Source organism: Aeromonas sp. JL9 (assembly GCF_024436075.1).
Classification (GTDB): Bacteria; Pseudomonadota; Gammaproteobacteria; order Enterobacterales; family Aeromonadaceae; genus Aeromonas; species Aeromonas veronii.
In genome coordinates this window covers 131,888-145,828 of record NZ_JANFNV010000005.1, presented here as the reverse complement: position 1 = coordinate 145,828, position 13,941 = coordinate 131,888, and the positions used below count along the sequence as shown (strand labels likewise).

At 56.4% G+C, this 13,941-nt stretch carries 15 protein-coding genes and 3 tRNA genes; 13 read left to right on the top strand and 5 right to left on the bottom strand.

All coding sequences use genetic code 11. From position 1 onward, the window contains the following. Nucleotides 1-90: 90 nt before the first annotated feature. A complete protein-coding gene (lrp, locus tag NOM06_RS06225; RefSeq protein ID WP_005300047.1) occupies nucleotides 91-582 on the bottom strand; it encodes a leucine-responsive transcriptional regulator Lrp in 492 nt (163 codons plus the stop codon). 150 nt (nucleotides 583-732) lie between these two features. Between lrp and ald the strand changes: the two genes are divergently transcribed. From ald to NOM06_RS06210, 3 genes are all read left to right on the top strand, one after another. Further along, a complete protein-coding gene (gene ald, locus NOM06_RS06220; protein WP_005351212.1) occupies nucleotides 733-1,848 on the top strand; it encodes an alanine dehydrogenase in 1,116 nt (371 codons plus the stop codon). Nucleotides 1,849-2,032: 184 nt separating this feature from the next. Then, complete coding sequence (gene trxB / locus NOM06_RS06215; RefSeq protein WP_042062225.1) at nucleotides 2,033-2,983, top strand: thioredoxin-disulfide reductase; 951 nt, start codon at nucleotides 2,033-2,035, stop codon at nucleotides 2,981-2,983. A gap of 62 nt (nucleotides 2,984-3,045) precedes the next feature. Further along, nucleotides 3,046-4,293 (top strand): diguanylate cyclase, encoded by a 1,248-nt coding sequence (locus NOM06_RS06210; RefSeq protein ID WP_255910483.1) that lies wholly within the window; start codon nucleotides 3,046-3,048, stop codon nucleotides 4,291-4,293. A 108-nt stretch (nucleotides 4,294-4,401) separates the two neighbouring features. Here NOM06_RS06210 and NOM06_RS06205 read toward each other — a convergent pair whose 3' ends face one another. After that, nucleotides 4,402-4,872 (bottom strand): glycine zipper 2TM domain-containing protein, encoded by a 471-nt coding sequence (locus NOM06_RS06205; RefSeq protein WP_005337104.1) that lies wholly within the window; start codon nucleotides 4,870-4,872, stop codon nucleotides 4,402-4,404. Nucleotides 4,873-4,891: 19 nt separating this feature from the next. Between NOM06_RS06205 and aat the strand changes: the two genes are divergently transcribed. The 3 genes from aat to infA all read left to right on the top strand — a co-directional run bounded on the left by aat (nucleotide 4,892) and on the right by infA (nucleotide 6,599). Further along, the gene (gene aat / locus NOM06_RS06200) at nucleotides 4,892-5,599 is read left to right on the top strand and encodes a leucyl/phenylalanyl-tRNA--protein transferase (protein WP_255910481.1); all 708 of its coding nucleotides are present in this window, start codon (nucleotides 4,892-4,894) and stop codon (nucleotides 5,597-5,599) included. Beyond that, nucleotides 5,596-6,312 carry an arginyltransferase gene (locus tag NOM06_RS06195; RefSeq protein ID WP_139411990.1) on the top strand — a complete coding sequence of 239 codons (717 nt, stop codon included), beginning with the start codon at nucleotides 5,596-5,598 and terminating at the stop codon, nucleotides 6,310-6,312. The genes aat and NOM06_RS06195 overlap by 4 nt, the downstream gene beginning before the upstream one ends. Nucleotides 6,313-6,380: 68 nt before the next feature. Further along, complete coding sequence (gene infA, locus NOM06_RS06190) at nucleotides 6,381-6,599, top strand: translation initiation factor IF-1 (RefSeq protein ID WP_005300033.1); 219 nt, start codon at nucleotides 6,381-6,383, stop codon at nucleotides 6,597-6,599. 68 nt (nucleotides 6,600-6,667) lie between these two features. Here infA and clpA read toward each other — a convergent pair whose 3' ends face one another. Then, on the bottom strand, nucleotides 6,668-8,923 hold the full coding sequence (clpA, locus tag NOM06_RS06185) for an ATP-dependent Clp protease ATP-binding subunit ClpA (protein ID WP_255910479.1): 2,256 nt from the start codon (nucleotides 8,921-8,923) through the stop codon (nucleotides 6,668-6,670). 59 nt (nucleotides 8,924-8,982) lie between these two features. After that, nucleotides 8,983-9,300, bottom strand: coding sequence for an ATP-dependent Clp protease adapter ClpS (gene clpS / locus NOM06_RS06180; protein ID WP_005337111.1), 318 nt, complete (start codon nucleotides 9,298-9,300; stop codon nucleotides 8,983-8,985). Between the two features lie 229 nt (nucleotides 9,301-9,529). On the opposite strand from clpS, the gene cspD reads away from it, so the two are divergent. Continuing rightward, on the top strand, nucleotides 9,530-9,748 hold the full coding sequence (cspD, locus tag NOM06_RS06175) for a cold shock-like protein CspD (protein WP_005300025.1): 219 nt from the start codon (nucleotides 9,530-9,532) through the stop codon (nucleotides 9,746-9,748). 117 nt (nucleotides 9,749-9,865) lie between these two features. Here cspD and folD read toward each other — a convergent pair whose 3' ends face one another. Further along, nucleotides 9,866-10,720 (bottom strand): bifunctional methylenetetrahydrofolate dehydrogenase/methenyltetrahydrofolate cyclohydrolase FolD, encoded by an 855-nt coding sequence (gene folD / locus NOM06_RS06170; protein WP_005337113.1) that lies wholly within the window; start codon nucleotides 10,718-10,720, stop codon nucleotides 9,866-9,868. A 213-nt stretch (nucleotides 10,721-10,933) separates the two neighbouring features. Here folD and NOM06_RS06165 point away from each other — a divergent pair. The 6 genes from NOM06_RS06165 to NOM06_RS06140 all read left to right on the top strand — a co-directional run bounded on the left by NOM06_RS06165 (nucleotide 10,934) and on the right by NOM06_RS06140 (nucleotide 13,878). After that, nucleotides 10,934-11,010: transfer RNA gene (locus NOM06_RS06165), tRNA-Pro, on the top strand. A 37-nt stretch (nucleotides 11,011-11,047) separates the two neighbouring features. Then, a tRNA-Arg gene (locus NOM06_RS06160) sits at nucleotides 11,048-11,124 on the top strand. A gap of 52 nt (nucleotides 11,125-11,176) precedes the next feature. Next, a tRNA-His gene (locus NOM06_RS06155) sits at nucleotides 11,177-11,252 on the top strand. Nucleotides 11,253-11,583: 331 nt separating this feature from the next. Next, on the top strand, nucleotides 11,584-12,294 hold the full coding sequence (gene rstA, locus NOM06_RS06150; protein ID WP_255910477.1) for a two-component system response regulator RstA: 711 nt from the start codon (nucleotides 11,584-11,586) through the stop codon (nucleotides 12,292-12,294). Between the two features lie 21 nt (nucleotides 12,295-12,315). After that, complete coding sequence (rstB, locus tag NOM06_RS06145) at nucleotides 12,316-13,641, top strand: two-component system sensor histidine kinase RstB (RefSeq protein ID WP_255910476.1); 1,326 nt, start codon at nucleotides 12,316-12,318, stop codon at nucleotides 13,639-13,641. Nucleotides 13,642-13,695: 54 nt separating this feature from the next. Beyond that, nucleotides 13,696-13,878, top strand: coding sequence for a hypothetical protein (locus NOM06_RS06140; RefSeq protein ID WP_005337116.1), 183 nt, complete (start codon nucleotides 13,696-13,698; stop codon nucleotides 13,876-13,878). Nucleotides 13,879-13,941 lie beyond the last annotated feature (63 nt).

Genomic DNA, 13,941 nt, shown 5'->3' with positions numbered 1-13,941 from the left:
TATCTTTACAAGAAGAAACGAGCGGACCGGCCGCTCGTTTCTGACTGTCATGGTGTCTCATATGGAAAAGATACCACGGCATAACCTGCTTTATCGGGTGCTGATCACCAGACGACTGCTCTGCTTGACCTCTTCCATCACCACATAGGTGCGGGTGTCATTGACACCGGGCAGACGCAGCAGGGTTTCCCCCAACAGACGGCGGTAAGCCGACATGTCGCTGACTCGGGTCTTGAGCAGATAGTCGAAGTCACCGGAAACCAAATGACACTCCTGGATCTCTTCGAGTACCTGAACAGCCTTGTTGAACTGTTCAAACACATCAGGCGCCCCGCGATTGAGGGTTATCTCTACGAACACCAGCAGAGATGCGTCCAGATAATGAGGGTTCAGAATAGCGGCATATCCTTCGATATAACCTTGTCGCTCGAGGCGACGAACCCGTTCCAGACACGGTGTAGGACTCAGGCCAACTCGCTTGGACAACTCAACATTCGAAATCCTGCCATCCTTTTGCAGTTCATTAAGAATGTTGCGGTCAATCCTGTCCAAATCCTTTAGCCGACTCTTAGCTTCCATCATTTTATTCCATCCTTTGGCTATTTTTTGGTAAGAATCACCAGTCATTTTATAATTATGGTCACAAATCCTGTCAATACCTGAATATACTAGGCGCAAATGTTGGTTAACATTTTGGCAACATGAAACACCAATCTATAGACGAGGGATAGCATGATTATCGGTGTACCTAAAGAGATAAAAAACCATGAATACCGCGTAGGCATGGTTCCGGCCAGTGTACGTGAACTGACAGCACGAAACCATACTGTTTTCGTCCAAAGCGGTGCTGGAAACGGCATTGGCTTCAGCGATGCAGATTATATCGCTGTTGGAGCCGAAATTTTGGCCTCTGCTGCAGAGGTTTTCGCCAAAGCCGAGATGATCGTCAAGGTCAAGGAACCTCAGCCTGTCGAATGTGCCATGCTGCGTCCGGGTCAAACCCTGTTCACCTATCTGCATCTGGCGCCAGACTTGCCCCAGACTGAAGCCCTGCTGAAAAGCGGCGCCATCTGTATCGCCTATGAAACCGTCACCGACGGCCGTGGCGGCCTGCCCCTGCTGGCCCCCATGTCGGAAGTGGCCGGACGCATGTCTATTCAGGCGGGTGCCCAGGCGCTGGAAAAATCGCGCGGTGGTAGCGGTGTGCTGCTCGGCGGCGTACCCGGTGTCGAACCGGCCAAGGTGGTGATCATCGGTGGCGGCGTGGTCGGCTCCAATGCAGCCCGCATGGCCATTGGCCTGCGCGCTGATGTGACCATCCTCGACAACAACGTCGATACCCTGCGCCGTCTCGATAACGAGTTCCAGGGAGCGGCCAAGGTGGTTTACTCCAACAGCGAGACACTGGAGCGCCATCTGCTGGCGGCCGATCTGGTCATCGGCGGCGTGCTGGTACCGGGTGCCACTGCGCCAAAACTTGTCCGCCGTGACCACATTGCGCGCATGAAGCCGGGTTCTGCCATCGTCGATGTGGCCATCGATCAGGGCGGCTGTGTGGAAACCTCCCACGCCACCACCCACCAGGATCCGACCTATATTGTCGATGAGGTGGTGCACTACTGTGTCGCCAACATGCCGGGGGCGGTGGCCCGCACCTCGACCGTGGCGCTCAACAATGCCACCCTCCCCTTTATTATCAAGCTGGCCCAGCAAGGGTATCGTCAGGCACTGCTGAACGATCCCAACCTGCTGCACGGGCTCAACGTGATGGAGGGCAAACTCACCTGCAAGGAAGTGGCCGTGGCACATGGCCTTGCCTACACGGATCCCCTGACCCTGCTGAACTGATCTACGCTGGCCTGCGCCAGTTGGAGATGAGTGAAAATCCGCCCGCGATGGGCGGTTTTTTATTCCTTTATTTTGCATGTCACCCCTTGTGAACACGATTAGTGCAATCGACTCACCAGCCTTTGACCCCGGATCACGAATTACCTACAATCGCGCAAACTCATCACATCCCGGAAATGACATCATGAGCCAAGTCACTCACAGCAAATTGCTGATCTTAGGGTCAGGCCCGGCCGGTTACACCGCGGCCGTCTATGCCGCCCGCGCCAACCTCAATCCCCTGCTCATCACCGGCATGCAGCAAGGGGGTCAGCTGACCACCACCACCGAAGTGGAGAACTGGCCAGGTGATCCGGAAGGGCTGACCGGCCCTGCCCTGATGGAGCGCATGAAAGCCCATGCAGAGAAGTTCGATACCCGCATCCTGTTTGATCACATCAACAGTGTCGAACTGACTCAGCGCCCGTTCCGTCTCAAGGGCGACAACGGCGAATACACCTGCGATGCCCTGATCATCGCGACCGGCGCCTCCGCCAAGTATCTGGGTCTGCCCTCCGAAGAGGCCTTCAAGGGTCGCGGCGTCTCCGCCTGTGCCACCTGTGACGGTTTCTTCTACCGCAATCAGGAAGTGGCGGTGATCGGCGGCGGCAACACCGCTGTGGAAGAGGCTTTGTATCTGGCCAACATCGCCAAGAAGGTGCACCTGATCCACCGCCGCGACGAATTCCGTGCCGAGAAGATCCTGATCAAACGTCTGCACGACAAGGTCGCGAGCGGCAACATCGTGCTGCACACCCACCAGACCCTGGACGAAGTGCTGGGTGATCAGATGGGCGTCACCGGTGTGCGCCTGCGCAACACTCAGGACAACAGCACCAGCGAGCTGCCGCTGATGGGCGTATTCATCGCCATCGGCCACCAGCCCAATACCCAGATCTTCGATGGCCAGCTGGAGATGCAAAACGGCTATCTGAAGGTACGTGGCGGCCTCGACGGTTTTGCCACCCAGACCAGCATTGAAGGTGTCTTCGCTGCCGGCGATGTGGCCGACCACAACTACCGTCAGGCGATCACCTCTGCCGGTACCGGCTGCATGGCAGCCCTCGATGCCGAACGCTACCTCGACGCGCAATAAACAAGTGCAGATGTGATATAAGGCATACCAGTCGGTATGCCTTTTTTATTTGAAGGAGTCTAATGAAACAGAAGATATTGATTGTCGAAGATAGCCTGACCATCCGCCGTATGCTGACTCAGGCCATTGCCCAGCAGACAGGCCTCGAGATTGACGCCTTCGATACCCTCGAAGGCGCCCGTCACTGCCGGGGCGAGGAGTATGTGGTCGCGCTGGTGGACTTGACCTTGCCGGATGCGCCCCGTGGCGAAGCGGTCAACGAGCTGCTGGCTCGAGGTTTGCCAGTGGTGATCCTCACTGCCGACATCAGCGAGGATAAACGTGCCGCCTGGCTGGAAACCGGCGTGCTGGACTATGTGATGAAGGATTCGCGCCACTCGCTGCAATATGCCGTCAGTCTGGTGCACCGCCTCTATCTCAACCAGTCGATCGAAGTGCTGGTGGTCGACGACTCACGCACCTCCCGTCACCGCACCATGGCCCAGTTGCGCAAGCAGTTGTTGCAGGTGCATGAGGCCAGTCATGCCCGTGAAGCGATGGCGATGCTGGAGCAACACCCGGGCATCCGGCTGGCACTGGTCGACTACTATATGCCGGATATCGATGGCATCAGTCTGGTGCGGATGCTGAGAGAGCGTTACAGCAAGCAGCAGCTCGCGATTATCGGGATCTCGGTCTCGGACAAGCGCGGTCTCTCTGCTCGCTATCTCAAGCAGGGCGCCAACGACTTTCTCAACCAGCCGTTCGAGCCGGAAGAGCTGCAGTGTCGGGTCAGCCACAATCTGGAAGCGCTCGAGCAGTTCAACAGCATTCAGGAGTCAGCCAATTGTGACTACCTGACCGGTCTCTACAACCGGCGCTACTGGTTCAACGAAGGGCAGAAGTGGTTTGAAGAGCATCAGCGCCAGCAGACGCCTCTGGCACTCTGTGTGCTCGATGTGGATCACTTCAAGCAGGTCAACGATCACTGGGGCCATGCCATCGGCGATCAACTGCTCTGCCATCTGACTCGGTTACTGACCCAGTTCTTCCCCGATGCCATGATCGCCCGCTTTGGCGGAGAGGAGTTTGCCATGATGGTGCCTCACTGTACCGTCCCTGTGTTGATCAAGCGTCTTGAAGGGCTGCGTCAGCAGCTGCGCCAGCAACCCCTGTCACCGGAAACCCCGCTCTTTGTTCGCGCCAGTTACGGCGTGATCAGTGTCGGGCGGATATCCATGGACGAGGCGCTGAGCGTAGCGGATCGGCTGCTCTATCAGGCCAAGAACACCGGTCGCGACAAGATAGTCTCTCAAGAGACAGCTATCTGAATCCTCAGGGCATCAGTCCCGTGTATTACCGCCCGACAGACTTTCCAGCAGGAGAGTCTGCGGGTTCCTTTCCTGCCACAGTCTCCCCATCACCGAGACTATCGAAAGTCAGTAAGTCTTGTCGACCCGCACCCCATCATCGAAGTAGAGAATGCGCACCTTGTCCCCATTGGCAAAGACCATGGCGGGATCATAATCCTGGATCACATTGATAAGGGCATTTTGTTCGTTGCGGATCAGCAGCTCCACCAGCTTGTTTTCCACCACGGTTCCCCCGGACTGGTATTGCTGCGCAGCCGCAGCACCTGCGAGCGCGCCGACGGCGGTGGCGATTTCACGGCCATGACCGCCGCCAAACTGATTGCCCAGCAGGCCGCCCAACACGGCACCACCCAGCGTCTTCCAGCCAGAGTGCTCTGACTCCAGGATCTGGCGCTGGGTAATATTGCGCACCGTTTCGACCTGACCAAACACCACCTGATTGACCGGCCGCGCGGTATTGCGCTGGTAGACCTCCGCCCCGGCGGGCGCCGTGACAAAGCAGAGCAAGCTGGATACTATCAGGATAATGGCCTTCATCTATGAACCTCGTTGCCTTATGTCTCGCTATCTTACCCAACTGGATGATGAGCTTTGCTGGTTTCCCGACCCCAGCCATGCGCTGGAAGAGCCCAACGGCTTGCTGGCGATCGGCGGGGATCTCTCCCCTGCCAGATTGCTGGCAGCTTACCACAAGGGGATCTTCCCGTGGAATGAACCCCACCAGCCGATCCTGTGGTGGTCACCGGATCCCCGCGGGGTGATCCGTCCCGACCAACTCCATGTGGGGCGGACACTGCAGAAGATTATCCGCCGTACCCCATTCGATATTTCCGTCAATCGCGCCTTTAATGAAGTCATTACCGCCTGCGCCGCCCCTCGTCGCACTGCCGATGACACCTGGATCAGCCAACCCATGATCGAGGCCTACCAGCAGTTGCACCAACTGGGTCATGCCCACTCTATCGAGATCTGGCAGGAGGGAGAGCTGCAAGCGGGGCTGTATGGCCTATCTATCGGCCAACTGTTTTGCGGTGAATCCATGTTCAGCCGGATTGATAACGGCGCCAAACTTGCCATGGTGGCACTCTGTCGCCACTTCGCCCGCCATCACGGCGCCCTCATCGATTGCCAGATGCAAAACCCGTTTCTGGCGACCCTGGGTATCGAGGAGTGGCCAAGGGCCCGTTTTCTGGCCGAGCTGGCACGCCTTGGCCATCAACCACTATTGGCTTCCTGCTGGCAAGAGGGGGAAATCAGCCTATGACTGAAGAAGTGATCCTAAAAGTAGGGCTGACTCCCAAGCATCCCTGCAGTTATTTGGACCATGAACAGGAGCAGTTGCTGGTGCTGATGGATCACAATCTGCTCAACGCCAACGGTTACGAGCGATTGTTGACTGCCGGTTTTCGCCGCAGTGGCAACGACATCTATCGCCCCCACTGCCCGGCGTGCCATGCCTGCCAATCCCTTCGAATTCACAGCGAGCGCTTTCGCCCCAGCCGCGGCCAGAAACGGATCCGCCAGCTCAACAGGGATATCGAGATCGTCCTGAGTTACGATGACAAGCCCGAGTATTACCTGCTCTACGAACGTTATATCCGCGAACGCCACCACGATGGCAGCATGTATCCCCCCAACCGCAGCCAGTATCGCGGGTTTCTCCATTGTGACTGGATGCCACCACTCTATCTGGAGATGCGCAAAGATGGCCGTCTTATCGGCGTGGCCACCACAGACCTGCTACCCCACTCCTTGAGCGCTATGTACACCTTCTTCGATCCGGATTATGCCGATCGCTCCCTGGGCACCTTTGCCATCCTCTGCCAGCTCGATCTGGCCAGGCGAACCGGGCGAAGCTGGCTCTATCTTGGCTATCTGGTGGAGGCGTGTCGCAAGATGAATTACAAGCGCAATTATCTCCCTCATGAGCTGTTAATTCAGGGAGAATGGAAAAATATCGACACCAAGCCCGAGTAAACTTTACACATAGCCTTAAATCCGGCATGATCCAGCGGTTTTTTGTTGTGGCTTATCAAGAGGATTCAATGGCTAAAGAAGACAGTATTGAGATGCAGGGCACTATTCTCGAAACCCTGCCCAATACCATGTTCCGTGTGGAACTGGAGAATGGTCACGTGGTTATCGCTCATATTTCCGGCAAGATGCGCAAAAACTACATTCGTATCCTGACTGGAGACAAAGTAACGGTAGCACTGACTCCCTACGATCTCTCCAAGGGACGTATTGTTTTCCGCTCTCGCTAAGCCAGGAATTCAGCAAAAAACCCCAACCTTTCAGTTGGGGTTTTTTGTCGTTTTCTGATCACTGACGCTTAGTGGGAAACAGCTTCAACATTGACCTGAAAATCAAAGCTGAGGCTGTCATTTACCAACTCAACCTTCACAATTCCCCCGTCAACCAGTGAACCGAACAGGATCTCGTTGGCCAGGGGTTTCTTGAGGTGCTCCTGGATCACCCGCCCCATAGGTCTGGCGCCCATGGCTTTGTCATATCCCTTATCTGCCAACCAGTGGCGGGCATGCTCGGACACCTCGAGAGAAACTCCCTTCGCATCCAGTTGAACCTGCAATTCGACAATAAACTTGTCGACCACCTGATGAATCACCGTCATATCGAGATGGTTGAACCAGATGGTGTGATCAAGCCGGTTACGAAACTCCGGACTGAAGGTCTTGTTGATCACCGCCATGGCATCGTGGCTCAAATCCTGTTGCTGGAAGCCAATCGATTTGCGCTGGGTCTCCTGCACACCGGCGTTGGTAGTCATCACCAAAATCACGTTGCGGAAATCCGCCTTGCGCCCGTTGTTGTCGGTCAGGGTGCCGTTGTCCATCACCTGCAACAGCAGATTGAATACGTCCGGGTGAGCTTTCTCAATTTCGTCAAGCAACACAACGGAATGAGGATGCTTGATCACCGCATCAGTCAGCAGACCACCCTGCTCAAAACCAACATAGCCGGGAGGCGCACCAATCAGACGTGAGACGGTGTGACGCTCCATGTACTCGGACATATCAAAGCGCAGCATCTCGACACCCAATGCCTTGCCCAACTGCTGGGTCACCTCTGTTTTACCAACACCGGTAGGACCAGCAAAGAGAAAGCAACCAACCGGGCGACGCTCGTTGCCAAGTCCTGAACGAGAGAGGCGAATCGCATCGGTCAGCACCTCGATGGCTTTATCCTGACCAAAGACCACCATCTTCAGATTGCGTTCCAAGTTCTTCAGTACTTCTTTATCTGAAGAGGAGACTGATTTCTCCGGAATGCGGGCAATCTTGGCTACGATAGACTCAATCTCCTGCACATTGATCACTTTCTTGCGCTTGCTCGCTGGCAGTAACCGTTGACCGGCACCCGCCTCGTCGATCACATCGATCGCCTTGTCGGGCAAGTGACGATCATTGATGTACTTGGCAGAGAGCTCGGCAGCCGCCCGGATCGCCTTGGCCGTGTAGCGCACGCCGTGGTGGGCTTCATAGCGACTCTTGAGCCCCATCAGGATGCGAGTGGTGTCATCGATAGTCGGCTCGACAATATCGATCTTCTGGAAGCGACGAGCCAGCGCACGGTCTTTCTCGAAGATCTGGGCATACTCCTGATAAGTGGTGGATCCTACACAGCGGAGCAAACCATTGGAGAGCAGCGGCTTGATCAGGTTGGCTGCATCCAGCTGACCACCGGATGCCGCACCGGCACCGATGATGGTATGGATCTCGTCGATAAAGAGGATGGCCCCTTCCTGACGCTCAATCTGCTTGAGCAGTACCTTGAGGCGCTTCTCGAAATCACCACGGTATTTGGTGCCCGCCAGCAGAGAACCCATATCCAGCGAATAGATGGTACTGCCCGCAATCACCTCGGGGACATCCCCCTTGACGATGCGATAGGCCAAGCCTTCGGCAATAGCGGTTTTGCCCACACCCGCTTCACCCACCAGCAGCGGGTTGTTCTTGCGACGGCGGCAGAGCACCTGAATGGTACGGTTGAGCTCCTGATCACGGCCAATCAGCGGATCGATGCGCCCTTCCAGCACCAGCTGGTTCAGGTTGGTGGCAAAGCTCTCGATCTGTGCGGCCGAGACATCATCATCAGACTCGGGATTGTTATTGCTGCCGAGATCAGGCTTGCTGTCCTTGCGAACCCCGTGGGAGAGGAAATTGACGACGTCGAGACGGCTGATCTCGGCTTTTTTCAGGAAATAGGCAGCTTGTGACTCCTGCTCACTGAAGATAGCGACCAGCACGTTGGCGCCGCTGACTTCGGTATTGCCGGAGGATTGCACATGGAAGACGGCACGCTGCAACACGCGCTGGAAGCCCAGTGTCGGCTGGGTTTCACGATCTTCATCATCGCGCGGTATGAGCGGAGTAGTTTGGGTGATGAATGCGCGGATCTCCTTGCGCATCTGCTCAACATCGGCACCACAAGAGCTCAGCGCCTCATGGGCTGAACTGTTATCCAGAAGGGCTAACAACAGGTGCTCGACGGTCATGAATTCGTGGCGCTCGTCACGGGCCAGTTTGAAAGCCTCGTTCAGCGTCTTTTCTAGATCTTTATTCAACATAGGCACCTCCCCTAGTACAGCTACAATGTGGTGTCACACTCGCCATCAAGTCATCAGATTCAAGCCTTTTCCATAGTACAGAGCAGTGGATGTTCGTTGTTACGTGCATAGGTGTTGACTTGGACAACCTTGGTTTCGGCGATCTCTGCGGTAAACATGCCGCAGACACCCTTACCACTATAATGCACACTCAGCATGACCTGAGTCGCCTTGTCCAAATCCATACCAAAGAACTTTTGCAGCACCTCCACCACAAACTCCATGGGTGTGTAGTCATCGTTGTTCAACACAACCTTATACATGGGTGGCGGCTGCAGCTTTGTTTTCTCTGCTTCTGCAATCTCTTCATTAGCAAAGAGTTCTTTCTGCTTGCTCATAATCGCGCTTTGGTACCTCTAGATTACTACCGTCTAACACAAGGTTGTCAATAGACTTGTTAACCAGATCACATCAGCTGTTAACAACTTCTTGACTCGCTCAAAAGTTAGACTAGATTGGTTACTTGCTAATCTGTGCCCGTCTGCTATGGGCCCATGTCCCTAGTTATAAAGGGCTGGCGCAGGTTACTCAACGACTTCTGGGTAATCAATAAAAGGATGTAGAAGTATGGCAACCGGCACAGTTAAGTGGTTTAACAACGCAAAAGGATTTGGGTTTATCTGTCCGGAAGGGGGCGGTGAGGATATCTTCGCTCACTACTCCACGATTCAAATGGAGGGCTACAAGACCCTGAAAGCGGGTCAGGCTGTCAATTTTGAACTGCAACAGGGGCCGAAAGGAAATCACGCCTCTGTGATTGTGCCAAACGAAGCACAAAATATGTAAATAACACCCGTTGGATAAATAAAAAACCGGTTCCTCTCTGAGCAACCGGTTTTTTATTGTCAGATTTCTGGCTAATCCTGCCTCCTCACGGGATCACAGGGTTATCAACAGCCATGATCAGTCGTGATATTCACTGCAGGCGATCAGGGTATTTTCCATCAGGCTGGCGACCGTCATCGGGCCCACGCCACCGGGTACCGGAGTAATGAAGGAGGCATGGCTGCGCGCCGTCTCAAACTCCACATCCCCGACCAGCGAGCCATCAGCCAAGCGATTGATACCCACATCGATTACCAGTGCTCCCGGTTTGATCCACTCGCCAGGTATGAAGTTGGGCTTGCCGACCGCAACAACCAGCAGATCGGCACGGCGTACCTGCTCTTCCAGATCCCGGGTAAAACGGTGACAGGTCGTGGTTGTGCAGCCCGCCAGCAACAATTCGAGGGTCATGGGACGCCCGACGATGTTGGAAGCACCGACCACAACGGCGTGCAAACCATGGGTTTTGACACCGGTGGTTTCAATCAGCGTCATGATCCCTTTCGGAGTGCAGGGGCGCAGCGCCGGAATACGTTGGGCCAGACGGCCGACGTTATACGGGTGGAATCCATCTACATCCTTGTCAGGCTGGATCCGCTCCAGCACCTGAGTGGTATCAAAGTGATCCGGCAACGGCAGCTGAACCAGAATGCCATCTACGTGGCTATCCGCATTCAACTGGTCAATCAGCGCCAGCAGCTCTTCCTGACTGGCAGTGGCACTCAGGTCATAGGATCGGGAGAGAAACCCCACCTCCTCACATGCCCGGCGTTTGCTGCCGACATAGACCTGAGAGGCGGGATCCGCCCCCACCAGAATGACTGCCAGTCCTGGAGCCCGTTTCCCTGCCGCCAACCGCTGTTGGACTTGCGCCGCGACCTGGCTGCGAATCGTTTGCGCAACCTGTTTTCCATCTATGATTTTGGCAGACATCGTTCTCCACTCACCATGTGTTCAACTGCCGCGCATTGTCGCATTTTTTTAGCCGGGATGTTAGCGGCAGACGCACGCCAGACCTGTAGCGGGCAATAAGTAGGCACTTGAATTTACTGGGGGAAAAAGTCGTTGACGCTGCCCCTTACGCTTGGCTATGATGCCCGCCCGTTGCCCAGTACGACTCATGTCGATATGCTGGTCAGGGATTTTCGGTGATTAGCGCAGCCCGGTAGCGCATCTGGTTTGGGACCAGAGGGTCAAAGGTTCGAATCCTTTATCACCGACCATGTTCATCGACTCGTCCCTAAGACGTGTTGGTACAAAGCGCCCTTAGCTCAGTTGGATAGAGCAACGGCCTTCTAAGCCGTGGGTCGCAGGTTCGAATCCTGCAGGGCGCGCCATTGATGCTCTCCTTTTCTTCTGGATTAGCGAGTGTTGATGAAGATTTCAGTGGTGGCTGTAGCTCAGTTGGTAGAGTCCCGGATTGTGATTCCGGTTGTCGTGGGTTCGAGCCCCATCAGCCACCCCATTATTATGTCGATAATCACCGCAAGGTGACGTCCATCGACTTGGTGCAGTGACCTTCTGGTCTGCTCCGCGAAAAACCGGCCTTGGCCGGTTTTTTGTTTTGCGATCGACTGTGCCATGCCTTGTCTGCAAGGCCATCCTCCAGACCGATAAACGCGGCTCTGCCCATTTGTCACGATGTGCTTCTCCCCATCGAACTGTGCTTCTCAGCATCGATGACACAGCCACACTCCCCCACGCACCAGCCTGCTCGGTTCTTTTTCTGTATTTCCCAAGCGCCATTGATATGCTGATCGCTCTTCTTCTCTCCTGCTTTCCGTTGGAGCTTTTCTATGCAACGCATTCTTTTTGTCGAAGATGATCCCGAGATTGGCCAACTCATCAGCAGTTGGCTCGGTCGCCACGATATGGACGTGATCCTCGAGCCCAGAGGGGATATGGCGCTGGCTCGGGTCGAGGCCGAACAGCCCGATCTGGTGCTGCTCGATATCATGTTGCCGGGGCAGGATGGCATGTCCCTCTGTCGGGATCTGCGGCCGCGCTTCGACGGCCCCATCGTAATGCTCACCTCGCTGGATAGCGACATGAACCAGATCCTGAGTCTGGAGCTGGGTGCCAACGACTACATCCTTAAAACCACCCCGCCCCCCGTGCTGCTGGCCCGACTTCGGGTGCAGTTTCGTCAGCACCAGCAAACATCAACCCAACCGGCCGCCACCAGCAGTGCTCCCCAGCAGCTGCAATTTGGTCGGCTGCGGGTGGATGGTCCGGGGCGAGATGTGCGCCTCGATGGCGAGAGCATTGCCCTCTCGACCGCCGACTTTGATCTGCTGTGGGAACTCGCTTGTCACGCGGGCCAAATCTTGAGTCGGGAAGCCCTCTTTCGCAGCTTGCGCGGCCGAGAGTACGACGGTCAGGATCGCAGCATGGATGTGGCCATCTCCCGCCTGCGCCGAAAACTGGGTGATAACCCCGACAACCCGACCCGGATCAAGACAGTGCGTCAGAAAGGCTACCTCTTCGTCCCCCACGCCTGGGAATAACCCTCTTTCGGGAGCACCGCCATGCGCCGTCTCTTTATCCAGTTCTATCTGTTGCTGATAGGCTGCTTCACCCTCGCCATCCTGCTGGTGGGTGTGGTCTATCAGGTGACCGCCGAACGGGCGGGTGATCGCTATCTCGAACGCATGATGCAGGGATCCCTTGGCCTGTTGACCGGCGAGTTGGCAAGAACCCCGCCCGAGCGCTGGCCCGCTCGGCTGGCCGAGCAGAGCAGTCAGTTTACCCTCCCCCTCAAGATCGGCGAGCTGGTGCGCCAGCCGCTGGCCAGCGAGGATCAGGCCTTTCTGGCCGCTGGCAATATTGTCATCGTCGAGGAGGATGACACCTTCCTGCAGCGCATCCCCGATACCGACCGGGTGCTGATTGTCGGCCCTGTACCCTACCTCTCCTACCTGCACGAGCTGCACTGGGTCGATGTGGGGCTGCTGCTGGTGATCGGCCTCTCTCTCGGCCTGCCCATCCTTCTGTGGCTGCGTCCCCACTGGCGCGGCTTGCAGCAGTTGGAGCAAACCGCACGTCGCGTAGGCGATGGGGATCTCTCCTGCCGAACCAATCTGCCACCGGGCAGCAGCCTGGCCCGGGTGGGACGCACCTTCGATCAAATGGCGACCCAATTGCAGGCCATGATTGCCAGCCGCAAGCAACTGACCGATGCCATCGCACACGAGTTGCGCACCCCGCTGGTCCGGTTGCGCTATCGGCTTGCCATGCTCGATCCTGCCCCTGCCGAGCAGGAGCAGCAGGCGCTGGAGCGAGATCTGGGAGCGCTGGACGCCCTGATCGAAGAGATGCTCACTTACGCCAAGCTGGATAGACCCGAGCTGCCGTTGCAACGGGACGAGCTGGAGCTCAGTCACTGGGCACAAGCGCATCTTGGCGACTGGCAGGCGCTGGCACCCGAGAAGAGGCTCACCCTCGATTTGCCGCCACGCCACATGCCCTGGTGCGGCGATCAGCGTCTGCTGACCCGCGCGGTGGAGAACCTGATCGGCAATGCTCTGCGCTACGCCGAGAGCGAGGTCACCCTCTCCATCTCGCGGCTGCAGGAGAACTATCTGCTGGAGGTGAGCGACGATGGACCGGGGATCGATCCGGCGCTGGCGCCCCAGATCTTCGAACCATTCGTGCGCCTTGATCAGAGCCGGGATCGTCGCACCGGCGGCACTGGTTTGGGGTTGGCCATCGTGCGCAGCATTGCCCGTCATCACGGGGGGGATGTGGCGTTGCTGGCCAGTGACCACGGCGCCCGCTTCTGCCTGACCCTGCCTGTACATTTGGATACAAACCGTCACCAACCGCTCACTGAAGGGCCGCTGCAACCGTCATAGGATGACTGTCATGGAGAGCGCTCCATAACATCAACCCGAATAAGGAAATTGAACATGAAAAAGATCATTCCTCTGACCCTGGCTGCCGTCTTCGCCCTCACTTCCGGTTTCACCATGGCGGCCACCCCGACCAAGACAGCCACACCGCAGGCGACCCAGACCAAGGTGGTGAAAAAACACCATAAAGCCACCCACGCTAAAACCCCTGCCGTCAAAGTCGCACCGAAAACCAAGTGATCCAACCGGTCACTGGATAGCACAGAGGGAGGCTGACGCCTCCCTTTCCATCTCTTCCCGAAA